Here is a 24,742-nt window from a genome sequence, read left to right on the forward strand (position 1 = left end):
CAAGATTTGCTATAAATTTCTTATTTCTTATCTGCAGTTCGGGTTATTATTTAAAATTAACTTTGCTCTTCAGTTCATATAATATTTTTTGAGCTTCAATAGGAGTAAGATTATTTATATCTATATTTTTAAGAATTTTTAAAATCTCATTTTCTTTATAAACTATATCTTCTTGATAATTACCTTTGACTTGAACGGGTTCTTTTTTTTCAAAATTAGTTAAAATTTGTTTTGCAGAGTTAATAACTTTTTTTGGTAAACCTGCTAATTCTGCAACATGAATTCCATACGAACTATCTGCAACACCAGGTATAATTTTATGTAAAAAAATAATATCTTTATTCCATTCTTTTACTTCCATAGTATAATTTGCAATCCTAGCTAACTTATTATTTAGTTGTGTTAACTCATGATAATGAGTTGCAAATAATGCCCTACAATTAATATGATTATATAAATATTCAAGCACAGCCCAAGCAATAGATATGCCATCGTGAGTAGATGTGCCTCTGCCAATTTCATCAAGAATAACAAATGATTTTTCAGTTACATTATTTATAATGTATGCTGTTTCTGTCATTTCTACCATAAATGTTGATTCACCTTTTGCAATATTATCTGCAGCACCAATTCTGCTAAATATTTTATCAACAACTCCTATATGCACTCTTTTTGCAGGCACGTAGCTACCAATTTGAGCAAGAATACAAATTAAAGCATTCTGTCTTAAAAAAGTACTTTTCCCAGCCATATTAGGCCCTGTAATTAACCATATCTTCTCTTCATCAGTAATGTTAGCAGAATTTGGAATAAAATTTTCTTTTTGAAAATTTTCCACTACAGGGTGACGACCTTCTTCAATAAAAAATGTATTGCTATCATCAACTATAGGTCTAATATATTTATTTTGAATAGCAATTTCACTAAGAGCACTATAAAAATCAAGATTTGCTATGCTATCAATAACTAAATTGATCTCATCAAAATAATGCTTCACTTTATCACAAAGCTTACAAAATATTTCCTTTTCCAAGTTAGTAATTTTAGTATCACAATTAAGAATAATATTTTCTAAATTCTTCAATTCATCTGTAAAAAATCTTACTGAATTTCCTAAAGTCTGCTTATGAATAAATAATTTTTCATCTAATTTACTTGAATTCAAACTTGTCACTTCAACAAAATATCCAAAAATATTGTTTTTAGCTATTTTTAAATTTTGCACACCTGTTTTGTGTCTATATTTATCCCTTAATTCATTAATTGTTTGATTTGAATTATACTTTAAATCATATAGCTCATCTAAATATTTATTATAGCCTTTTTTAATAAATGCTTGATTTTCTATAATATTATCACATGGAATTAAAGCTTGCTCTAATTCATCAACTAATTGATTATAACCATATATTTGAGAAATTAGAGAATTTATTCCATCAATTAAATTTTCACCATTTATTCTTAGTAATTCACTAATCATTGTTGAAATTTTTAAGCCATTTTTTATGATATCTAAATCTCTTGGTATTGCTTTATTAATAAAAATTTTAGATAATGATCTTTGAACATCAGGAAAAAATTTTAAATATTCCCTAATTTTTGTTCGAAGTTCGGTTTTATTATAAAAAAAGCTTACACAATCTAACCTTTTATTGATTACGGATGAATTTTTAAGTGGTGAATTTAATCTAGTTTTTAGTAATCTTGCTCCTGCTGAAGTAACTGTTTTATCAATAACATTTAACAAATTAAATTCCTTATTTATAGAATTTTTATCAAGCTCAAGGTTAATTCTAGTAGAAGCATCTATTTCAACAAAATACTCTCTCTCTAGCTTTTGCAATACTTTTAACTTTGGTAAATTATTTTTTTGAGTATGAATAATATATTCTATCAATGCTCCTGCTGAAACTAATTGTTCTTTGCTAAATTCTCCAAGGCTTTTAATGGAATTGACATTATAATATTGAACTATTCTTTGCAGGCAATTTTTATGATCATATATATTATTGCTTCTAACAGTTATAATATTTTTATAATTCATAAAAATAGGATCACTTGAAAGTTTATATGATACTAAAACTTCTTTTGGACTTAGTCGTGATATCTCATTTACAACCTGATTTTTGCTACAAGTAGTAACATAAAAATCTCCTGTTGTAAGCTCAACCCACGCAATAGAATAATTACCTTTTTCCTCAGCAATTGATGTAAGATAATTTGTATTTTTCGAATCTAATAATTTTTCCTCCATTAATGTACCAGGTGTAATGATTTGCATAACTTCTCTTCTTACAACAGATTTATACCCCCTTTTTTTTGCTTCTTCAGGAGATTCTAGTTGTTCACATATTGCAATGCTGTAACCCTTTTTAAGTAGCCTATTAATGTAATGAGTTGCACTATGATATGGTACACCGCACATTGGTATGTTATCACCATTCTGTTTTCCTCTTTTAGTAAGCACTATGTCTAAAATTTTTGACGCGACTTGTGCATCTTCAAAAAATAATTCATAAAAATCTCCTAATCTATAAAAAAGCAAATAGTCTTTATGAGCTGATTTAATTCCTAAATATTGCTTCATCATAGGAGTAAGAATAGAATTTGAAATACTATTAAAAGATATTTCTTCTTGTTTATTCATTAGCAATTTTTATAAAAACTCGATAAGAATTTTTTACATCATAAATAAATATTTTTAAAGAATAATTTATTCATTACTTGTCATTGCGAACGAACGTAGTGAGTGCGGCAATCCAGAAATACTTCAACAAACATAAACGAGGAAACATTCCTGGATCACCACGGTTGCTACGCAACCTCGTGATGACAAAAAGAAGTACAAAATGGGCTCGTGATGGCTAAATTAAAAATTGTAATTGCGAGAGCATGTTAATGCTCTTGACAATCTAAAAATTAAAATTATTAAATCTAAATAAAAGCTTGCAATTACTTTTTAGCATGCTAACGTTTTATTATAAGAATAACGACAGAAGTCGTAATTTATCGTGAGTAGTATGTAAAAGGAGTTTGGTTTTTTATTATCAATCTTGTATTACGTTGCTTATTAGATAAGTTTAATTTGACAGTAGTCTCGTTAAATAACTAAATTGGAGAAAGACAATGTCTATACCATCAATTACTAATACACAAACAGCTGGTGTACAAGATGCCATCGGCAAAATTCTAGAAGATTCTTCTACAATAGCAAATAAATTATCTTCTGGGCAAGGTATATTATTCCCTTATGAAGATCCAGCAGGTCTTGCAATCGGTACAAAACTAGAAGTAAATTTAGGATTACAAAAAGAATCATTAAAAAGTGCTCATCAAGCATCAGTGGTATTAAATATCGCATATGGTGGTGCTAAAGGTGTGGTAAACATTTTAAAAAGACTTGATCAATTATCAATCATGGCATTAACAGGAAGTGCTACTGACTCTGATAGAAAATTGATTAACCTTGAAACTCAACAATTAAAAGCTGAGGTTGAACGTATTGCTACAGCTACTAACTTTAACGGTAGAAACCTAATTGATGGCTCAACTAAACAAGTTAGCACACCAATCGATGAAGATAACAAACTGAATTATAGCTTGTATAATAATGCTGTTATGGATGGAACAAATACAGCAATGTTTGTAACATATGATCCAAGTGGAAAGGCAGGTGAACGTTATAAGTTAAATGTAGATGCTGCAGGTACTGGAATTAATGACTTAAGTGGTAATAAAGCATACAGTGTAGCTGCCGGAAAGGTTTCAACACTAGATAGTACTCCTGTAGATTTATTTACTGTTGATGATGCTACAAAAGTTACTAAGATAACTTATAAAGCTACAGATCCTACTGATCCAACAAAAACAGTAGATAAAGATATTACTTTAGCAGATGATGGTTCTGTAACATTGGATGGAAATAAGATCTTTATATTTGATTCCAAACAGCAAAAACAATCTCCTATGGTGTTCCAGGTTGGTGCTGAAGCAAATCAGCAAATTTCAATTGATTTTGACAGTGTTTCTCCAAAAGCTCTTGGAATTGATAAATTAAAACTTGAAACTGTAGAAGATGGTAGAAAAGGGCAAGAGTTAATCAGAGTTGCACTAGATACTATGTTTAACTACAATTCAAAAATTGGTGCTTATCAATCTAGATTTAGGATGGTTGCAGATAGTATTTCAACAGCGATTGAAAACGTAGATGCTGCAAGAGCTCAGTTTATGGATGCTGATTTCACAGAATTAACTAAAGACTTCTCTCAAGAACAAGCTAAATTAACAGCTGCGATTGCTGCAGAAGCTAAGTTGATTCAAACACCACATACTTTGCTTCAATTAGTTACAGCTATATAGTATATTTATTTTTCATTACTGCTCTTTGGTATTCACTAAGGAGCAGTTTTTTTATTCCTTCCCTTCTTTTTTGTGTAACCTTTACAATTGCGAGGATGCTGATTAGGCATTCGCGGCAATCCACCTTCCCTTGTTTATCATTGCGAACGAACTTATCTTCTCAATTTGTCATTGCGAGAAGCACGGAGTGAGTGTCGCAATCCAATAATAAATTAACAAAACGTAAATGTGGCAACAATTCTGGATCACCACGGTTGCTACGCAACTTTGTGATGACTAAATTGAAAAAAAGTACCTCCTTCGTGATGATAAAAATAAAAACGTCATTGCGAATGAACATAGTAAATACATTCAATCTAGTAATTAAAATATCTATTCAACTGTTACTGATTTTGCTAAATTTCTTGGTCTGTCAACATTTCTTCCCAAACCTAATGCTGTTTGATACGCAAATAATTGCAAAGGTACAGTATAAAATAAAGGAGCTAAAATATCAGAACACTTAGGCATATTAAATAAATATTCTACATCTATATTATCTTTTGAATCAGTAAGTAAAACAATTTTTGCTCCTCTAGCCTTTACTTCCTCAATACTTGAAAGAGTTTTATTATAAACATCGTTTTTTGGCGTAAGACCTATAATTAATGAATATTCATCAACAAGTGCAATAGAGCCGTGTTTAAGCTCACCTGCAGCAATTGCAAAAACTGGCAAATAAGATAATTCTTTTAATTTTAAAGCCCCTTCTAAACAAATAGGATACATATGACTTCTACCAATAAAAATTACGTTTTTTGCTTGCGTTATGGCTTTAGAAATCTCTATAATTTTTCTATTAACACTTAAAATATCACCTAATTTAGCAATTTCAGAATTAAAATTATTTAACAATTCCATATACGAATTTTGTGCAATAAGGTTCTTCTGGTTTGATGCCATTAAGACTAAATTAAGCAATTTCATTAATTGAGCTATAAAGCTTTTAGTAGCTGCAACAGATGTTTCTACACCAGCTTCAATAGGAATTAAATAATCAGATAAATTTGCAATTGAACTGTTCAAATTATTAATCAATCCAATTGTTGTGACATTTTGCTTTTTTGCCTCCTTTAGTGCAGATAGTGTATCTAAAGTTTCTCCAGACTGTGAAATAAAAATATAAACTCCTTTTTTATCATAAATTACATTTCTAGCTCTAAATTCTGAGGCAAAATCAATTTCAACTGGAATTTTAGCATAACTCTCAAACCAATATTTTGCCACCATACCTGCATTGTAAGAGCTTCCACATGCAATTATAGAAATTTTACTAACATTAATCCAATCTATAGAACTTAAATTGTCAACATATTCTCTAGAAACCATACTTTGTAAAATATTTTTTAATATAGTAGGCTGTTCACTAATTTCTTTAAGCATATAATTTGGAAATTTTCCTAAATTATTATCTATTTGCTTTTTTTTGACTATTTTTTCATTTCTTGTAATCCTCTGCTTACTATTTCCATCAAATACCTCATAATTTTCTTTAGATATAACAGCTATATCACCATCTTGTAAAACTACCACTTTATCTATAAAATAAGCTAAGGTATTAATATCTGATGCTATGTAATTCTCATGTTCACCTAACCCAATTGCTAGTGGAGAACCATTTTTAGCACAGTAAATATTATTTTGATCTTGAATGAATATAACTGCTATTGCATAATTACCAATAATATCATCAATTGCCTTTTTAAAAGCATCAAAATTACTATGCTTTAAATCTATATAATATTGAATTAAATTTAATATTACTTCAGTATCAGTTTCACCATAAAATTTATAATTTAATTTTATTAACTTATTCTTAATATCTTTATAATTTTCAATTATTCCATTATGCACTAAAGCTATATTATTATTTGAAATTGGATGAGTATTTTGTAAATTCACTTTTCCATGAGTTGCCCATCTAGTATGACCAACAGCAATTTTACCATCACTGGGCTGTTCGTTTGCTTTATTTTCTAAGTTTAGAACTTTACCTAAAGCTTTAACTACTTTTAGATTGTCACCATCATCAATAAATGAAATTCCAGCTGCATCATATCCCCTGTACTCTAAAAAATGTAACCCTTTCATAACTTTCCTTACAATGTTTTTCGTACTATTTAAACAAAAAATTCCACACATATATATATATTTTCTTTACTTTTTGATTTATATTCTTAACAAAAATTACTTTAATAACTAGAATTTACAATAAAATGATTATTGCATAATATTACTAAATAATATTAACTATAAAAAAATAAAATAATTCTCTGTGTAAATTAAAATTTGAATTATGTCCAGCACCTTGTTATTTGATTTATTACTAAAAAACAATTCTACCATGTATATATTGGGAGAAATCGCAGTAATTTTAGTTGTAGCTTTTATCCTAAGTAAATTAATAAATAAATTTTATCGTAAATTTAGTAAAAGTAAACATACTAAAAGCTTATATAGTTCACTTATTAATTCAATAAAAACTCCTTTAAAAATTTTCATTTGGATATTAGCGGCCTCTTATATAGTAGTGTTAACTAATAAGTTTTTAAATTTCGATATTTTAAATTCAGTTTTATTAGCTAGAAAAATAGCTTTTATTGCTTTGTTAGGTGTATTTTTATTTAAAATAGTTCATGAATATGAACTATACTCAAAAAAAGCAAATGACCTTGCAAACAGAACTAATATTCCAATTGGCACCTTATGCAGAATATTAAAAATATTAGTTGTTATTTTTGTATTACTCACCACAGTTGAAACTTCTGGAATCAATATTAGCGGGTTACTAGCCCTTGGTAGTGTTAGTGGAATAATATTAGGTTTTGCATCTAAAGATTTGCTTGCAAATTTTTTTGGAGCTACTTTGGTTTATTTAGATAAACCTTTTGAAATTGGTGATTGGGTTCGATCTCCTGATAAAAATATTGAAGGAACAGTTGAAGCTATTAGTTGGAGATTAACAAAAATAAGAACTTTTGATAAACGTCCACTATATGTACCAAATTCTATTTTCAATTCTATAGTAATTGAAAATGCTTCAAGAATGTCACATAGGAGAATTAAAGAAGTTATTGGAATTAGATATTGTGATATTCATTCAGTAAAACAAATAATAAAAAATGTAAAAGATATGCTAATGAATCATGATGAAATTGCATCTGATCAAACTATAATAGTAAATCTTACACAATTTAACCAGTCTTCAATTGATTTTATGGTATATACATTTACAAAAACCACCAACTGGATTAAATATCAAGGTGTAAAACAAGATGTGTTACTAAAAATTAGTGAAATAATTGAAAATAATAAGGCTGAAATGGCATTCCCTACTCGAACTGTATACCTTGACAATAATGAAATAGCTGTAAATGCAAAAGATAATAAACTGCTCGATAAACCTTAAAACAAATTAAAAGATTCTTGTTTCTACTTTATCTTAACCTTTACCCCCTCAGTAAATTTTAATATTCGATTATTATTATTAAAATTAAATCCAAAAGCTTTTAATTCCATATTATGATAATTTATAGTTATTGCTTGATCAGAAGAAATTATATAATTATCATAATCAATTAATATTTTATTGGATAATATTTTAAATTTATCATTATTATTAGCTTTGATATTACCATTTAAAAATACTTTTTTTGTATCCATTTTTAAAACTGCATTATCAGCCAAAAAATCAAAATTTGTATTTTGATTTAATTTAATATGTCCTAATATTGATGTCAAATTTATAAGATAATTTACTTTATTGGCACTTTTAGCCTTAAAAGTTATTTCTCTATTATTCTTATCTCTAAAAAAAAATTCAGGATTTGTGATTGAAGTCTCATATTTTGATTTAAATAACTTTGTAGATTTACCTTCATTAATAAATATATTTTCAGATTCCAATATATTATTATAATAATTGACAATAACAGATACTATCATACTTATCATGATAATTATAAGGCATAATTTTACAAATTTTTTATGCTTCACTATACTATTCCTGCCCTTATTAAATCATGCATATGAATTATACCAATTGGCTTTTTATCTTTTATAATAAAAATCTGAGTAATACTACGTTCGTTCATAACATATAGTGCATGTGATGCAAAAATATCTTTTTCAACAACAAAAGGCTTATCACTCATAATATCTTTTGCACAAACATTTTTAAAATCCATATCAATATGCCTCCTCAAATCACCATCTGTAACAATGCCGATTAACTCTTTATTTTCATTTAATACCCCAGTACAACCAAAGCCTTTTTTTGTCATCTCAATTATCACCTCAATTCCAGAGTTATTGATATCCACTGTTGGAATAGATTCATTTTTATGCATTAATTTTGATACTTTTAATAATCTAGCACCAATTTTACCACCAGGATGTAAAATCTTAAAATCTTCTTTAGAAAAGTTTCTAATTTTTTGCAAAGAAATTGCAATGGCATCCCAATAAGAAATCATCATTATTACAGAAGTTGATGGAGCATCTATATCAGATGCCTCTTTACTATTAGGTAAAATAATAGGCAAATCAGATATTTTACTAAGAACAGAATTATGCTTTCTAGTTACCCCAACTATAAAAATATTAAACCTTTTACAATAATCAATAATCGTATTTAACTCATAAGTATCACCCGAATTTGAAAGTAAAACCACAATATCTTGCTTAGTAATCATCCCAAGATCACCATGACCAGCTTCCGCAGGATGTATAAAAAATGAAGGCGTCCCTGTTGATGATAAAGTGGAAGAAATTTTTCTAGCAACATATCCACTCTTACCCATTCCACTTAAAATCAATCTTCCTTTATTATTAATAATTTTTTTTATTACATTATAAAAATCTGAATTAATTGACTGTTTTAAGTCCATTAACCCATTAATCTCATCTTCAATTATCTGCTTACCAATAAAAATTAATTCAGATTCCTTTTGCATACTATTATTTTTTAAGATATTTAAATAAACTCAAAACAATATTAACATAAGTTGTGCATATTGTAATTAACTTGTACTAATTAATAAACAAAGTAAATTTAAAAACTTAATGAAAAAAACTTTATTTTTAATAATATATTTTACGTCAACTTTCTTATCATATTCCAATAACTTAAATTTGATAAATAAAGTTGAACAATATTTTAATAATATAGAAACTTTATCTGCAGAATTTAATCAGTATTCATTATCAAAAGATCAAAAGTTTTCAACTGGAAAATTATACATATCTAAACCAGGTATGCTAAAATTTGACTATCTTACTCCAAAAAGATTAACTATAATTTTAAGAGGAGGCAACATAATGTATCATAATCATGAACTTGATGAAATTTCCTATATAAAACAAGATAATTATTTTTTTAAGATACTTTCTGAAAAGAATATTAAACTAAATAATAGAGTTAATACTATTAGTCTAAATAATAATAACATTCACATGTATATTGAAAAAAAGATAGATGACAAAATAACAAAAATTAACATGATTTTTTTGCAAGATCCCATACAGTTAAAGGAAGTGCGTATAAAAAATAATGATACAGAAGATTATACTTTGCAATTTAAAAATATAAAGTATAATCAAAAGTTTGATAGTAGATTTTTCTCTTTTCAACATCCTAAATTTTACTCAGCACCATATACACATGAACATAAGAACTAGATTTGCTCCAAGCCCTACAGGAAAACTCCATATAGGTGGAATCAGGACAGCAATCTTTAACTGGCTTTTCGCAAGAAAAAATAAAGGAAAATTTTATCTAAGAATTGAAGATACAGATAAAGAACGTTCAAAAGTAGAATATGTTGATTCAATAAAATCAGGTTTGCAATGGTTAGGTTTAAATTGGGATGATGAAATAGTGTTTCAATCAGAAAACAAAAATAAACATATCGAAATTATTAATCATTTATTAAAACAACAGAAAGCCTATTATTGTTACGCTACACAAGAAGAAATTCAAAATTTCAAACAAAACAACCCAGGAAAAAAATTTATAAGCAAATGGAGAGATAACACTTCTAATAGAATTAATAATAATTTAAAGCCGGTTATAAGGTTGAAAACACCTTTAACAGGCGCTATAATTTTAAATGATAAAGTGTTAGGAAAAATAGAAGTAAATAATTGTGAAATTGATGACATGGTAATTATGCGCTCAGATAACACTCCCACGTATAATATATCATGTGTTATTGATGACCATGACATGCAAATATCACATGTAATAAGAGGAAATGATCATTTAACTAATACCTTTAGGCAAATACAAATTCTAAATGCATTAAATTGGGAAAAACCAATTTATGCTCATATTCCTTTGATTCATGGAAGCGATGGTAATAAAATGTCTAAAAGAGATGGTGCAATAGATGTTAATGAATATAATAAATTAGGTTATTTACCAGAAGCAATTTTCAATTACCTACTAAAATTAGGTTGGAGTTTAGGAGATGAAGAAATAATCAGTATCCAAAAAGCTTTAGAAAATTTTGATTTAAATCAAATTAACAGATCTCCTGCTAGATTTGATATTGATAAGTTAAATTTTATAAATCAACATTACATCAAATCATTAAATGATACCGTTATTTATGAAAAATTAATTAAAAAAATTGATCCTACATTACTAAATAACAATACCTTAGAAAAAATAAAAAAATCAATTCCTCTAATTAAATCAAGAGGGCAAACTATTAATAATTTAGTAGATTTAGCAAATATTTTCATCTCTTATTCATCTCCTATAGATGAACAATCTCAAAAAATATTAGCATTAAAAGAATCTAAAGAAATTTTAGAAAAATTATTGATGATTATTGAAAAAATTGAAAATTGGGGTTCCGAAACACTTAAAAATGAATGTCAAGCTTTAGCAAAAATATTAAAAATAAAATCACCAATTATTATGAAAACATTGAGAGCAGGTGCATTAGGAACTTTTAATTCACCACCTATATATCAAACGTTAGAAATTTTATCAAAAGAAGAAGTTGTCAATAGAATGACTAAAACTATTAATACTTTAAATCATAATTGAAATTCTTTTAGGTTTAAGTTAATAATTAAATTTATAGTGATTTAAATTTAGTAAACTCAAGTTGTTTAAAGTACTTTTATTAATAATAATTTTTATTATTGCAGTATTCTCATTATTGATATTTTTGGCTTTTAGATTGATTCTTTATCCTTTTAGTGTTAAAAAAGATCACCATAAGAAAAGTATAAAAAATGTAAAAAGTATTGAAGAGAACGATCTTTAGCACTTTTTAGGTGACTATAAAATTATTGATAAAATAAATCATGATAAGTGAGTTTAATTCTTTAAGATTAAGCAATATTACAAAAATTATTTTACTAATATTAAGTGTTATATTATTGATATTAATTTTATTTTTAATGAATTTTTATCTTAACGAAAAAAATGATTATACAAGTAAAATAGAGATTTCAGAGATTTATAAAACAAATAAAAAATTTCAAGAAAAAATAAAAAATATTGAAATTCTGTTAAATATATTAGGTAGGGTTATTGTTGAAAATAATTATAAAAGCCCACAAAAAATTAATTCAGTATTTTCTAAATATATTGATTATTATGCAAATCATTTAGATATTGCTACTAAAAACGATAATCCTCTTTTAATACAATACCTATATAATAATTCAAATATAAAAATAGATAGATTTAGTGGTATTGAAAAATACAATCAAAACTCTAATAATTACGATGATTTAATGAAAAATGCAAAAAACAATAGCTGGAAAATAATTTTTGATAATACAAATAAATTTTTATTAAAAAATGACTATATTTTCTCTATTGCATTTGGCATAAAAAATAAAAACAAAGATTTTCCTGGCATGTTCTTAGTTCATTTAAATAAGGATCATCTTAATAATTTCATTAATTATCCAGGAAATATTTTTGTATTTGATGAAAAATGTAATCTACTATTTGTAAACAATGCAATAGAATTAACTAATCAACAACATCAAATTGACTGCCACAATAATAATTATAATAAAGAATCTAACCAAATAAATAAAATTATAAATAATAACTCAACTAATTCATATAACGTTAATTATAAAGATTTAATATTTCTTTTTGAACCTAGTAAATTTATATTTTATAGCTTTTTCTCAATCGTAAAAAATAACTTATATTTATTTTTAGTTATTATATTAGTATTAGTTATCACGTTATTTACTTCTATAATATTATATGCATTACATTTAAAAATTAGAAAACAAGAAAAGCTATTTGATTATTATACTAGTGATCATAACTTAAATATTAATGAGTTTTTAGAAAAAATTAAAGATCTGAATTACCTTATAGAATCTGATAAAGAGTTAACTAATGAGTTAAAAATAATATCTAACTTAATACCTGTACTATCTCAAAATATTAGCAGCAATATATATAATATAGTTAATACATCTAAAAAATTACTAGAATATTGCAAACCAAATGTTGTAGAAGTAAAAGATTTAAAAAATTTGTATCATCAAGTTATAAAAATCGAATATAAAAAATCACTATATAAGAACTATAATAATGTTAATATCTATCAAAAATCATCTCAATTACCTATAAAATCATTATTTCAAGATTTTAACAAAGATTTAAAAAATCATAAAATTCATTGTAAATTCTTAAAAAACTGTTTTATATCTGATCTCAAAATTTTAGGAAATTCTAACTTAATCAAAACAATGTTGATTGAATTGATTAGTAAATTTTATGAAACTTGTGATGTTAATTTTGTTACTATAAATACACAAGATGATTTAAAATTAAAAAAAGTAGCTATTACATTAGAAGGAAATTTAAACCTAGATGAACTTGATAAGGCTGTATTGAGAATTGATTTTCCAAAAACAACAATAATAAATGATATTCTGCTTTCTAGTAAAGGATTATTGTTTGCAAAATTTATAATAAAAATCCATAATGGAATTCTTAAAGTTAAAAAGACAAATAATAAAGTTCTAATAAAACTTTTATTTAACAAAATTTAAATTTCTTTGCTTTCAATTTGAGTTATTATAATATGACTTTAAAACCTATTTGTTTTTCGACATATGAAATATAATATAGCTGTTATTGGTGCTACAGGCAATGTTGGCAGAGAAATTCTAAATATTTTAACAAAATCTCAAATAATAAATATTAAAGAGATACATGCCATTGCTTCTGAAAAATCTATTGGAAAAGAGGTTAGTTTTGGAAATAAAAAATTAAAAACCAAACCATTATCAGGTTTTGATTTTAAATATATTGATTTTGCTTTTTTTGCAACTAATGTAGATGTATCAAAAGAATATATTCAAAAAGTAAGTACTAAGGTAAAATTGGTTGTAGATTTATCATCACATTTTAGAATGAATAAAGAAGTACCATTAATAGTACCAGAAGTAAATTTAGATTCTCTAAAATTAGCTACAAAAACAAAAATTGTAGCAAATCCAAACTGTGTTGCTATTCCTCTTGTAGTTACATTAAAAAATCTACATGATTTCGCAAACGTCCAAAGAATAGTAATATCAACATATCAATCTGTTTCTGGTGCTGGAAAAAAAGCAATGGATGGTTTATATTCACAAACAAAAAATAAATTAGTTAATGCTTTTTCAGAAAGCAATCAAAGAGAAAAAATAGCATTTAATCTAATTCCTAAAATTGATGATATTACAGAAAACGGATATTCTAAAGAAGAGATAAAGGTAATAAATGAAACTAAAAAAATATTATCTAACGACATAGATGTAACTGCTACATGCGTCAGAGTGCCTGTTTTTGTTGGACATAGTATATCAGCTAACGTTGAGTTTTCCAAAAACCTTTCAGTATCTCAAGCATATAGTTTATTAAATAAGTCAAAAGGAGTGATTACAAATAAAACAAGTAAATACGATTTCTTTACGCCTATAGATTGCATGGGAAAAAATGAAGTTTTAGTATCAAGAATTAGACAAGATACTACAAATAACATTTTAAATTTGTGGATAGTATCTGATAATTTAAAGAAAGGAGCTGCACTCAATGCAGTGCAAATTGCTGAAAAATATATTGAAAATTATATTTAATATGAATTTTTTAAATAAGAATTTTTTGAGCTTAATTTTATTTTTATTTATTAACTTATCTTTTGCTGATGAAAAAGCTAAAGACCCTGATACAGTTGAATCAGTCTTAAGAAAGTTTAAACTTATGCAAAACACTTCTAAACAGAATTTAACGCAAGCAATAAAATCTAATAAATCTAATCTTTCTAAACCACAAATTGAAAGTTTTTTAAAATTATCTCAAAATTCAGGCCAACCTATTAATTTAGTTGAACATTTTGGAAATAATTTTAGTGGATTAGATTTATCTGGGCTAGATTTTTCTAATACTATTCTATATAAAGCAGATTTTTCAGATTCAAATTTAACAGATTGCACATTTGTAAATACATTTTTAGAAGAAGCTAACTTCAATAATGCATTATTAAATAATACAATATTTATTGATTCTGACTTAAGCAGGTCAAATTTTTCTAATTCTGATTTATCAAATAGTAAATTAAGTAATATATATGCAAAAAATGCAAAATTTTTATCAACAAAATTATTAAATACTAAAATATTTTCATCAAATTTTTCTAATTCTCATTTTGATAACTGTAACTTCAACAATACCAAAATAGTCAAAACTAAATTTAACTATACATTATTTAGCAATGTACATGCGCTTAATCTATTTTGGAATTTAAATTTTTTCTGTTACAGTCGTTTCAACAATCTTACTATAGAAAACAGTAGTCTTGCTGCAATAGATTGGAGCAATAGTAATTTTGATAAAGTTACTTTCGAAAATAGCCATATATTTGCAGCAAATTTTCAAAATTGCATTATATCTAATGCAAACTTTAATAAAATGACTGCAAAGGCAGCAAATTTTAGTGAAGCAAATTTATCAAAAATTATTATTAATAAAAGCAAAATGGATTATGCTTTATTTCAAGACTGTAATGCTTCGGAATTTATAGTAAGGTTATGCAATTTAGACAGTTCTAATTTCAGAAGAGCGGAAATATCAAACAGCTATATACTATCTAGTAACTTAAAAAACTCCACATTATATCAAGCAATTATAAATAACTCAGCAATCCACAATTCTTATTTGTATAAAGTTAATTTTTCTAAAAGTAAATTAACAAATTTAACGATAAATGATAGTAATTTATCAAAAAGTAATTTTAGAATGGCAAAAGCAGGTAATTTTACTCTAAAGAATAATCTTATAAAAGATATTTTAGTTAATGAATGATTCTAAAAAATTAATAGCCAAATACTATACTATAAAATTGCTATATTTTTTAAAGTACTTTTTAATTGCCTTATTAATAACATCCACAATCTTTATAGCATACATTAGTTTTTCAGGACCCAAACATTTTAGCTATGTAGATCATTTAGTAAAAAATAGAATTGAGTTAAAATTTCCTGGAATAAAGATCAGTAAAATTGATACTGGTGTTTACCTTAATTGGAAAGATTTTTCAATTACGCTTAATCTTAATAATCTAGAATTAAATTATCAAAACAAAGGTTTTTTCACAGCACCTATATTAAAATTAAAGTTAGATATTTTGAATTTATTACTGAATAAATCAAATTACATTTTTAAAGGCATTATTATAGATAATAAAAACTCTGGATTTAAATATAATTCTTCCAAAAAAAATATACCAAATAACCAAGATAAAATTCCTTTAGTAAATTTTATCAATTTAATTAAAAAATATAAAAATATTGAACATACATCAAATTTTATTAATGAAAATTTTGTATTAGATTTAAATGACTATAATGGAAATGATTATCAAATAAATTTAAAAATCTTAGATTTAAAATTTACTACATCCAACAATATTGATAACATTTTAATCACCTCTTCAATAGAAACAGATGAATTAAAATTAAATTTAAATATTATTATTAAAATTATTTCTAATAAGACTTTAGATATTAGTGGCTCTATTTTTTCTAATGATACAATAGAAAATACTACATTAATAAATATTGGAAAAACAAAAATTAACCCTAGATTCCAGTTGCATTTCAGTATGAATCTCTCATATTTAAATTTTATAGAAAAAATAAATTTCAATTTTCAACAAAATAAAATTTGTCATGTAAAAAATGATGAATTTTTTACAAAAGATCTCAATATTAAGAATTTAAGATTCAAAGGAGAAATTTTAAATAACTTCAATCAAATTAATATTTCTGATTTAAACGCTAATGTGAATGATATAAAATTTACAAAAGGTACTATTAACTATAAAAATCAAAAATTATTTACGAATGTAGATATTCCAAACTTGCTAGCAAGTAAAGTTCTAGATACATGGTCAAATAATTTATTACCTGAAGTACATCTATGGCTCTCAGAACACTTAAAAGGTGGTAAAATAACTAAAATACAACTATCTAGTGATCTTAATAAGGTAGATAAGAAACCAATAGTTACTTCAATATTTCTAAATAATGTAAATATAAAATATCTAAAGAATACACCTAATTTACACATTAAGAATTTAGAAGTTAAATTTTCACCAACCAATTTAGTAATTACAGGTGAAAATGGTAAAATTTTAAATAACTATATAAAAAAAATCACAGCTAAACTTGAAGATCTTAATCAAGAAAATTTAGAAATGAAATTTGATGCTAATATCAACAGCACTATCAAAGATCAGTTAAATTTAGGATACGCACATTATAAATTCCAAAAATTACGAGATATAAATGGACAGGCAGATACTATAATCAATTTCATAGTACCTCTTTATAAAACACCTGATTTTGAGGATTTAAAATTTAACCTCAAGTCTAAATTATCTAATGTTGTTATAGATAATATTTATCATAATTATAAGCTTACTAATGGTGAATTAGAAGCTGAATTGTTAAATGATAATTTACTAATAAAAGGAAAGGCTAAAATCAATGAATTGCTTAATCTATTTATCAACGCAAATCTTTCTATTACAAATAAGCGACAATATAAAATTGAAATAGATATAAATGATAAGTTACAATATTTTCATAAAATTAAATTCCCATTTTCTGAATTTTTTTCTGATAGAATCAATGTAAAAGGCATAATAAAAGCTAATAATAAAAATATTGTTTCTGAATTTTGGGCTAATTTATTCAATACTTCAGTAAATATTAGCCAATTAAGTATAGTAAAAAAACAAAAATTACCTGGAAAATTAAATATTAAATTTATTAATCACTGGGATGATGAAACAAAAATTTCAAAATTTGAATTTAAAATTCCTAATAAGCATTTTTCAGGCTCTGGAATTATCAATAATAAAATTAATGAATTAGTAAAATTTCAATGCAACGTATTACAAAATAAAGTTCAAGGTATAACTTTAAATTATGATAAGGTAGAGAATATAAACAAAATAGAGTTAAATGGAATTCAAGCAGATTTTAGTGATTTTAATCCCAAGGTTTTAATAGAACAATTAAGCACTAATAGTTTAAGCACAAGTGGCTTTTTTACTTTTAATGCTAAGTTAGATAATATATTATTAAGAAATAATATTAATCTCCATAATGTTACTGTTTCAATTAATAATCAAAGAAGCAAAAGCATAAATCTATCAGCATTGACTGATCAAAATCATATTATAAGAATATATTATAATTTCCCAGTGTTATCAGTTATTACTTCTGATGCAGGCACAATTTTTAAAGCCCTTGATATAACAAACAATATAACTGATGGTGACTTAGAAATTAAAGGAATTTTTGAGACACACAAAGATTTCAAAGGTTTTATAGCATTAAATCAATTTTATGTTACTAAAATACCTGCATTATTGAATTTACTTACTTTAACAACTCCATTTTCAACATTACAAAGTATTATAAAAAATAAAGGAATAAAATTTTATAATTTAAAATGTCCTATAGAATACAATGATAAATATTTAGAATTTAATGATTGCATAGCTGAATCAAAGCTACTAGCACTAAAATTAAGTGGTAATATTGATTTAAAAACTAAGTACTTAAATTCAAAAGGTATAATTGTCCCTCAAAATATTTTTAATACTATATTTAATAAAATACCTTTTTTAAATCTTTTTTCTGGACCTAAAAATGAAGGTGCAATTTTAAGCACATTGTTTGATATGAATGGATATATAGATAAAGATATAAAAGTTAAAGCTAATTATCTCTCTACACTTACTCCTGGATTTTTAAGAAATATCTTTAAACGACCTATATCTAAACCAAAGCATAAAGTAAATTAAAAAACAGCAATATTTTTGTAAAAAACCTAATACCAACCCGAACTGCAGATAAGAAATAAGAAATTTATAGCAAATCTTATAATCATGAAGAGGTGTATCTCTCAACAGTCATCACGAAGGAGAGCTTTAGCTCGACTGTGGTGATCCATAACTATTATTGCATTTATATTTGTTGATGCTTTACTGGATTGCCACGGATGCTTATAGCATCCTCGCAATGACTATATCGTTGTTTCTAACTGTGCTAAATATTGTTGTATAGTAACATTCTAGCTCTTTATAGAGCAATTCTTATCTGCAGCTCGGGTTAATACCAGCCAATTACTTTCCACCAAATTAAATAACCTATGAACCAAATTAATAGATTCACTGTAGCTACATAAAGACCAAGTTTACACCATTTACTTACTTTAATTCCACTTATCGAAAAATAACCCGGTGCTGTACCAATTGTATAGTGAGTTAAGCCACCAGATATTATTGCAAGTGTTGATAAAACCATTACTGACATATTTGCTGGTAAATCAAAATTCAACAAAATAATTAAAAACGGCGCAAATAATGTTGAAACATAAGCAGTTGTGCTTACAAAAAAGTAATGTAAATAAAAAAATAACAAAAGTGACAATGGTATAATTAGAGTTTTATCTATATCATGAATAAGATATTTTATTTCTTCATTAATCCAATAAACAGTATCAAACTTTACTAAAAAATCTGAAAGCATTAATAGGGTACTAAACCATATAAAAACACCCCATGCTTTTTTATTTGTTATAACATCATCCCATGGAATAACACGTGTTAATAATAATACAGAGAACCCAATTAATATTGTCTTAGTAGCACTTATATTTAAAAAATCACCTAGTATCCAAAAAGTAATTAGACCTATTAGAGTAAAAGTAATTAACAATTCCTCTTTTGTAAAATTTTTAAGTAATTTTAGTTGTTTTTTAGCAAATGCTTTAACTTCATTCACATCTATATTTTCTGGTTTTAATATATAGTATAAAAATACCGGCATAATTGTTAAATTTAGTAAACCAGGAATTATAGCAGCTATAAACCATGTGCTCCATGTTATATTAATACCAAATGTACCAGCAATACTTACAATTAATGGATTTGCAGCCATAGCAGTTAGTGTTATTGCACTTGTAATTACTGTAGAATGAAAACAAGCTTGGATAAGGTATAAATTTATATTTTCTTTTTTTCCATTCTTATTAAGAACTTCAATTACAGACGTAAGTATTGGATAAATTATACCACCTCCCCTAGCAACTATACTTGGAATTGCTGGAGATAATATCAATTCACAAATAATTAATGTATAAGATAAACCTATTAGGCTATTTTTAGATTTACAAATTAAAAAATATGCTATTCTTTTGCCTAATCCTGATTTAGATATACTTTCAGATACAAATAATGCTAATAATACTAACCAAGAGATATTTGAATTAAATCCACTCAATGCTTCTTTAGTACTTAACGTACCAGTTATAACTGTCGCTGCTAGACTTAAAATTGCAAGTGCCCCTAAAGGTAATGGAGCAGCAATAATACTTATTATAGTAGATATAAATATAACTAACAAATGCCAGCCTTCTTTAGATAAACCAATCGGTTGAAAATTCCATAAAATTGCCGAAAGAAAAATAAGCAATAAAATAACTTTTGGAATTTTTTTAAAAATATAAATCATATTTCTTAAGTATTAAAATAAAAGCATCAATTTTTTATAATATTTAGATTAAACTTCCCAGACTCAATAAAATAACTTTTTTGAGCATTAGGTGTAGTAATTTTATATCTAATTTCATCTGCCAAAGTTTGTTCTTTTATATATTTAGACCACTTCTCAATACTTCTATTAATAATTTCTTCATCAGTTGAAATCTCTAAATTAATCTTATCTGTAATTTTTAAATCTATATCTTTTCTTGTTTGTTGAATCACTCTAACAATATCTCTAGCTATACCTTCAAGCTCTAATTCCTTGTTAACATCTAAATCTAACAATACTAATGAATCATTGGTTGAAAGTGAGCTGATGTTATTTTTATATTGAGTTTTTGCTTCTAATTTTATATCAAATTCATCTCTATTTAATATCTCATCTACAATCTCAACCTTATCATTAATAATCTTCCACTTCCCTAATTTATTCGCATTAACTATATCTTTAATTTTTTCTGGTAGCCTTTTAGCAAGCACTGGAAAATTAATTTTTATTTTGTAATCAGCATATTTAAATATTTCTTCCTTCCCTAAATTAACCCAATTTTTAACATTTATCTCATTTAAAACAAGTTGCTTTAAATCTTCAGAAAAATTATCATCTGCTACCCCAATAAAAGTTACTTTTTCAAGAGGCTGCCTAATTCTAATTTTTTGATCATTTCTGATTCTTAAAGCTGTAGTACATGCATCACGTATTTTTTCCATGTTATGAATAAGTGTCTTATTATATGGACAAGTATCTAAATTTGGGAATTTTTCCAAATGAATACTAGATGATGATTGATACAAGTTTGAAAAAATTGCCTCAGTAAGCATTGGTAACATTGGAGCAATAGCTCTAGTAAAAATATGTAAAACTGAAAATAATGTATTATATGCCTGTGTCTTATCTTGATCTTTTTGGTGACGCCAAAATCTTTCCCTAGAACGTCTAATATACCAATTATTCAAAACTTCTAAAAATTCTTCAGCAGATTTAGTAGCAGAAACAGTATCATATTTATCTAAAGATGATTTTATTATCTCTGTTATATCTACTAGTTTAGAAATAATATATTTATCTAAAATATTTGCTGAATCAAAATTTAACTCTGCTTTTATTTTATCAGCTTTAGCATAAATAGAAAAAAAGTTGAAAGCATTCCATAGTGGTTTTAAAGCAGATTTTACAGCTTCTTTAATACCATCAGCATCCTTATTAATCACTAATTCCTGCCCTCTCATTACAGGTGAAGACATCATAAACCAGCGCATAGCATCTGCACCATATTGTTTAAATACTTCCTTAGGATCAGGATAATTTCTGAGACGCTTAGACAATTTTTGACCTCCATCACCAAGAATAACTCCATGACAAATACAATTTAAAAAAGGTGGCTTATCAAATAGTGCTGTAGAAAGTACAATTAGCGTATAAAACCATCCTCTTGTCTGTGCTAAATATTCTACTATAAAATCAGCTGGAAAATGATTTTCAAACCAGTCTTTATTTTCAAACGGATAATGAACTTGAGCATATGGCATTGAACCACTTTCAAACCAGCAATCTAAAATCTCCGGCACACGCCTTAACTTTGATTTTCCTGTTGGATCTTTTGGATTTGGTTTAGTAAGAGAATCAATATATGGCCTATGCAAATCTTTTACTTTAGTGCCAAATGCTTCTTCAATTTCTTTTATAGAACCATATACTTCAACATGTGGGTATTTTGGATCATCACTTTGCCAAACCGGAATAGGGCAGCCCCAAAACCTATTTCTAGAAATAGACCAATCTCTTGCATTTTCTAACCATTTACCAAACAACCCAGATTTAATATGACCAGGTATCCAATTGATTTGCTCATTATTTTTTATCATTTTTTCTTTAATAGCAGTAACTTTTACATACCAAGAAGGTACTGCTTTATAAATCAAAGGAGTATCAGTTCTCCAACAATGTGGATAATTATGAATATATTGTTCAGTTTTAATCCATAAGTTTTGCTTTTTCAGCCTAATTATAATATCTTCATTTGTTTTAAAAACTTGGGTGCCAATATACTCTTTAACTGGATGCGTAAATTTCCCTGCACTATCAACTGGGCATACCAATTCTATATTATTTTTCTCACATAATACCTGATCATCTTCACCAAAACCAGGTGCAATATGCACTATTCCAGTACCATCATCAGTTGTTACAAAATCTGCATGAAGTATCTTAAAAGCATTTTCATGTTTTTTAAAATAATCAAACGGTGGTTTATATTTCAGCCCTATTAAATCCTTACCTTTTATTTTTTTTACTATATAATTCCCTAGCTCTCTTTCATATTTAGATAATAATTTTTTAGCAATAATAATTGCAACTCCATCTTTTTCAACTGCTACATAATCAATATTTTCACCTACAGCAACTGCTAAATTAGATGGCAAAGTCCAAGGAGTTGTAGTCCAAATAGCAAGATGGATTTCTTTATAGCCTTCAATAATTTCATTTTCTTCTGAAAGCTTAAAACCAAGAGTTACAGCTTTACTATGTTTCTCTCTATAAGAATTATCTATCCTTGTTTCAAAATCTGAAACAGGCGTTTCACATGCCCATGAATATGGCATCACTCTCATAGATTGATATATCAAATCCTTACTATGCAACTCTTTAAATGCCCAAATTACACTTTCCATGTAATTTATATCCATAGTTTTATAATCATTTTCAAAATCAACCCAGCGAGCTTGTCTAGTAACATATTCTTGCCAGTCATTAGTATATTTTAAAACTGATTCCTTGCAGTAATTATTAAATTTTTCAATTCCATATTCTTCTATTGCTACTTTTCCAGATATCTTTAGTTTTTTTTCTGTATACATCTCTGCAGGAAGACCGTGACAATCCCAACCAAAGCGTCTATCAACTTTTTTCCCTCGCATAGTTTGATATCTAGCAAATAAATCTTTGATAAAACCTGTAAGCAAATGACCATAATGTGGCAATCCATTAGCAAAAGGAGGACCATCATAAAAAATGAATTCTCGATCACCCTTTAAACTATTTTGGAAAGTGTTTTCCTCTTTCCACTTCTTTAAAACACTTATCTCTATCTTACTAAAATCATCACTATCCAATTTGATAGTTTTCGTTAAATTTGCTGACATACTAAGCTTTTTAATATAATGATTTGAAGATGTTATATCTAAAAATCCACCAATAAGCAATTACTAGTTATAAATTTTAAATCACAGAAACCGATTTCAAGAAAAAACATTTCAAATATCTCATATCAGTTAACGCACTAAAAAGAGAACGAATTACAGATGATCAAACTGAGAATTCTAGAGTTAAATTTATTAATAATATTATTGAGGCAAATTAAGAAAAATTAAATTACGATTATAAACTATGCTGAGTTTTAAGTTATGGTGAGCTTTAATTTTGCTTTTGTATCATTACCCCCCTTCTCAATTTGCGACGCTTACTTCATATCAAATCCAACATCTTCATCATACTTATATAAATCATCACAACCGCCTATATGCTTTTCATCAATAAATATCTGTGGCATTGTTTTCATTCCTTGTGATTTCTCAAGCATCTCTTCCAATAACTCAGGATTTTCACTAATATTAATCTCTTTATATTCTAGCTTTCTTTTGTTTAGCAAATCTTTAGCCCGTATGCAATATGGGCAGTTATTTTTAGTATAAATTGTAATCATAATAATTTGGTTCTTATTTATTTTTAATTTATTTTTTATAATCAAGATGAACTTTTTTTCATAGCAGCAAACAACTTATACTCATATTCTCTTTTTGACTCTCTAGCAGCCATTTTATTATTCCAGATAGATATCGCTTGTTCAGCAACTATTTTAGCATTTTCATCCATTTGAGTCCCTATCATTTCTTCATAATATTTTTTTACTTTTTCCTTAAATAATTCTTCCCAAGCATGATTTGCAAGTTTTTCCATATTTCTAATCATATCACAAGCACTACTTTTTTTACTGTGAGATGCTTGCTCATTAGTGTTGTAAGAAGTATTAGTTTTGCATTCGTTCATAATTTACCCAAATTATCAATTTATTATTAATAATTTAACATTGTTTAACTACTAGTGCATTAAAAAATATCAGATTTTATCCTTAATCAATGCACAGTTTTTTAGGGACACCTATGTTACTCAGATAATAGCCTAGAAAAAGGGTTGATGCTGTTGAAAAAGTCGAAATTATTATATAAAGCAGTTGTAAATACTGTTATAA

General features: G+C 26.2%; 16 protein-coding genes. 8 read left to right on the forward strand and 8 right to left on the reverse strand.

Features of this window, described 5'->3' with window-relative positions; all coding sequences use genetic code 11:
• Positions 1-46 precede the first annotated feature (46 nt).
• The gene (gene mutS, locus h2es_RS02520) at positions 47-2,647 is read right to left on the reverse strand and encodes a DNA mismatch repair protein MutS (RefSeq protein WP_154511121.1); all 2,601 of its coding nucleotides are present in this window, start codon (positions 2,645-2,647) and stop codon (positions 47-49) included.
• A 479-nt stretch (positions 2,648-3,126) separates the two neighbouring features.
• Between mutS and h2es_RS02525 the strand changes: the two genes are divergently transcribed.
• Complete coding sequence (locus h2es_RS02525) at positions 3,127-4,359, forward strand: flagellin N-terminal helical domain-containing protein (RefSeq protein WP_154511123.1); 1,233 nt, start codon at positions 3,127-3,129, stop codon at positions 4,357-4,359.
• A gap of 372 nt (positions 4,360-4,731) precedes the next feature.
• Here h2es_RS02525 and glmS read toward each other — a convergent pair whose 3' ends face one another.
• Positions 4,732-6,540 (reverse strand): glutamine--fructose-6-phosphate transaminase (isomerizing), encoded by a 1,809-nt coding sequence (gene glmS, locus h2es_RS02530; protein WP_154511125.1) that lies wholly within the window; start codon positions 6,538-6,540, stop codon positions 4,732-4,734.
• Positions 6,541-6,694: 154 nt separating this feature from the next.
• Here glmS and h2es_RS02535 point away from each other — a divergent pair, with 154 nt between their 5' ends.
• Entirely contained in the window at positions 6,695-7,807 is a 1,113-nt protein-coding gene (locus h2es_RS02535) for a mechanosensitive ion channel family protein (RefSeq protein ID WP_154511127.1), read from the forward strand.
• 23 nt (positions 7,808-7,830) lie between these two features.
• Here the strand turns inward: h2es_RS02535 and lptC are convergent, their stop codons facing one another.
• Together lptC and h2es_RS02545 are read right to left on the reverse strand one after the other, a co-directional pair.
• Entirely contained in the window at positions 7,831-8,352 is a 522-nt protein-coding gene (gene lptC, locus h2es_RS02540) for an LPS export ABC transporter periplasmic protein LptC (protein WP_154511129.1), read from the reverse strand.
• A 41-nt stretch (positions 8,353-8,393) separates the two neighbouring features.
• Entirely contained in the window at positions 8,394-9,353 is a 960-nt protein-coding gene (locus tag h2es_RS02545; RefSeq protein WP_126044561.1) for a KpsF/GutQ family sugar-phosphate isomerase, read from the reverse strand.
• A 109-nt stretch (positions 9,354-9,462) separates the two neighbouring features.
• Here h2es_RS02545 and h2es_RS02550 point away from each other — a divergent pair, with 109 nt between their 5' ends.
• The 6 genes from h2es_RS02550 to h2es_RS02575 all read left to right on the forward strand — a co-directional run bounded on the left by h2es_RS02550 (position 9,463) and on the right by h2es_RS02575 (position 18,749).
• Complete coding sequence (locus tag h2es_RS02550) at positions 9,463-10,077, forward strand: LolA family protein (RefSeq protein WP_126044562.1); 615 nt, start codon at positions 9,463-9,465, stop codon at positions 10,075-10,077.
• Positions 10,061-11,455, forward strand: coding sequence for a glutamate--tRNA ligase (gltX, locus tag h2es_RS02555; protein ID WP_154511131.1), 1,395 nt, complete (start codon positions 10,061-10,063; stop codon positions 11,453-11,455). Before h2es_RS02550 ends, gltX begins: the two co-directional genes overlap by 17 nt.
• A gap of 263 nt (positions 11,456-11,718) precedes the next feature.
• On the forward strand, positions 11,719-13,443 hold the full coding sequence (locus h2es_RS02560; RefSeq protein ID WP_154511133.1) for a hypothetical protein: 1,725 nt from the start codon (positions 11,719-11,721) through the stop codon (positions 13,441-13,443).
• 63 nt (positions 13,444-13,506) lie between these two features.
• A complete protein-coding gene (locus h2es_RS02565) occupies positions 13,507-14,511 on the forward strand; it encodes an aspartate-semialdehyde dehydrogenase (RefSeq protein WP_154511135.1) in 1,005 nt (334 codons plus the stop codon).
• Positions 14,468-15,736 (forward strand): pentapeptide repeat-containing protein, encoded by a 1,269-nt coding sequence (locus h2es_RS02570; RefSeq protein WP_154511137.1) that lies wholly within the window; start codon positions 14,468-14,470, stop codon positions 15,734-15,736. The genes h2es_RS02565 and h2es_RS02570 overlap by 44 nt, the downstream gene beginning before the upstream one ends.
• Positions 15,729-18,749 (forward strand): hypothetical protein, encoded by a 3,021-nt coding sequence (locus h2es_RS02575; protein WP_154511139.1) that lies wholly within the window; start codon positions 15,729-15,731, stop codon positions 18,747-18,749. The genes h2es_RS02570 and h2es_RS02575 overlap by 8 nt, the downstream gene beginning before the upstream one ends.
• A 307-nt stretch (positions 18,750-19,056) precedes the next feature.
• Here the strand turns inward: h2es_RS02575 and h2es_RS02580 are convergent, their stop codons facing one another.
• From h2es_RS02580 to h2es_RS02595, 4 genes are all read right to left on the reverse strand, one after another.
• Entirely contained in the window at positions 19,057-20,460 is a 1,404-nt protein-coding gene (locus h2es_RS02580) for a DASS family sodium-coupled anion symporter (RefSeq protein WP_154511141.1), read from the reverse strand.
• Positions 20,461-20,486: 26 nt separating this feature from the next.
• Complete coding sequence (ileS, locus tag h2es_RS02585; RefSeq protein ID WP_154511143.1) at positions 20,487-23,636, reverse strand: isoleucine--tRNA ligase; 3,150 nt, start codon at positions 23,634-23,636, stop codon at positions 20,487-20,489.
• 317 nt (positions 23,637-23,953) lie between these two features.
• Entirely contained in the window at positions 23,954-24,196 is a 243-nt protein-coding gene (grxC, locus tag h2es_RS02590; protein WP_154511145.1) for a glutaredoxin 3, read from the reverse strand.
• A gap of 41 nt (positions 24,197-24,237) precedes the next feature.
• Complete coding sequence (locus h2es_RS02595; RefSeq protein ID WP_154511147.1) at positions 24,238-24,540, reverse strand: hypothetical protein; 303 nt, start codon at positions 24,538-24,540, stop codon at positions 24,238-24,240.
• Positions 24,541-24,742 lie beyond the last annotated feature (202 nt).

The organism is Rickettsiales endosymbiont of Trichoplax sp. H2 (assembly GCF_009690945.1).
GTDB classification, from domain to species: domain Bacteria; phylum Pseudomonadota; class Alphaproteobacteria; order Rickettsiales; family Midichloriaceae; genus Aquirickettsia; species Aquirickettsia rohweri.

What these genes read in the sequence shown, in the direction of transcription:
- glmS (WP_154511125.1), bottom strand. Translation starts at nt 6,540, where the DNA reads ATGTGTGGAATTTTTTGTTTAAATAGTACGAAAAACATTGTAAGGAAA.
- ileS (WP_154511143.1), bottom strand. Translation starts at nt 23,636, where the DNA reads ATGTCAGCAAATTTAACGAAAACTATCAAATTGGATAGTGATGATTTT.
- h2es_RS02525 (WP_154511123.1), top strand. Translation starts at nt 3,127, where the DNA reads ATGTCTATACCATCAATTACTAATACACAAACAGCTGGTGTACAAGAT.
- gltX (WP_154511131.1), top strand. Translation starts at nt 10,061, where the DNA reads ATGAACATAAGAACTAGATTTGCTCCAAGCCCTACAGGAAAACTCCAT.
- h2es_RS02570 (WP_154511137.1), top strand. Translation starts at nt 14,468, where the DNA reads ATGCAGTGCAAATTGCTGAAAAATATATTGAAAATTATATTTAATATG.
- h2es_RS02565 (WP_154511135.1), top strand. Translation starts at nt 13,507, where the DNA reads ATGAAATATAATATAGCTGTTATTGGTGCTACAGGCAATGTTGGCAGA.
- h2es_RS02545 (WP_126044561.1), bottom strand. Translation starts at nt 9,353, where the DNA reads ATGCAAAAGGAATCTGAATTAATTTTTATTGGTAAGCAGATAATTGAA.
- h2es_RS02535 (WP_154511127.1), top strand. Translation starts at nt 6,695, where the DNA reads ATGTCCAGCACCTTGTTATTTGATTTATTACTAAAAAACAATTCTACC.
- h2es_RS02550 (WP_126044562.1), top strand. Translation starts at nt 9,463, where the DNA reads ATGAAAAAAACTTTATTTTTAATAATATATTTTACGTCAACTTTCTTA.
- mutS (WP_154511121.1), bottom strand. Translation starts at nt 2,647, where the DNA reads ATGAATAAACAAGAAGAAATATCTTTTAATAGTATTTCAAATTCTATT.
- lptC (WP_154511129.1), bottom strand. Translation starts at nt 8,352, where the DNA reads ATGATAAGTATGATAGTATCTGTTATTGTCAATTATTATAATAATATA.
- h2es_RS02575 (WP_154511139.1), top strand. Translation starts at nt 15,729, where the DNA reads ATGAATGATTCTAAAAAATTAATAGCCAAATACTATACTATAAAATTG.
- grxC (WP_154511145.1), bottom strand. Translation starts at nt 24,196, where the DNA reads ATGATTACAATTTATACTAAAAATAACTGCCCATATTGCATACGGGCT.
- h2es_RS02580 (WP_154511141.1), bottom strand. Translation starts at nt 20,460, where the DNA reads ATGATTTATATTTTTAAAAAAATTCCAAAAGTTATTTTATTGCTTATT.
- h2es_RS02560 (WP_154511133.1), top strand. Translation starts at nt 11,719, where the DNA reads ATGATAAGTGAGTTTAATTCTTTAAGATTAAGCAATATTACAAAAATT.
- h2es_RS02595 (WP_154511147.1), bottom strand. Translation starts at nt 24,540, where the DNA reads ATGAACGAATGCAAAACTAATACTTCTTACAACACTAATGAGCAAGCA.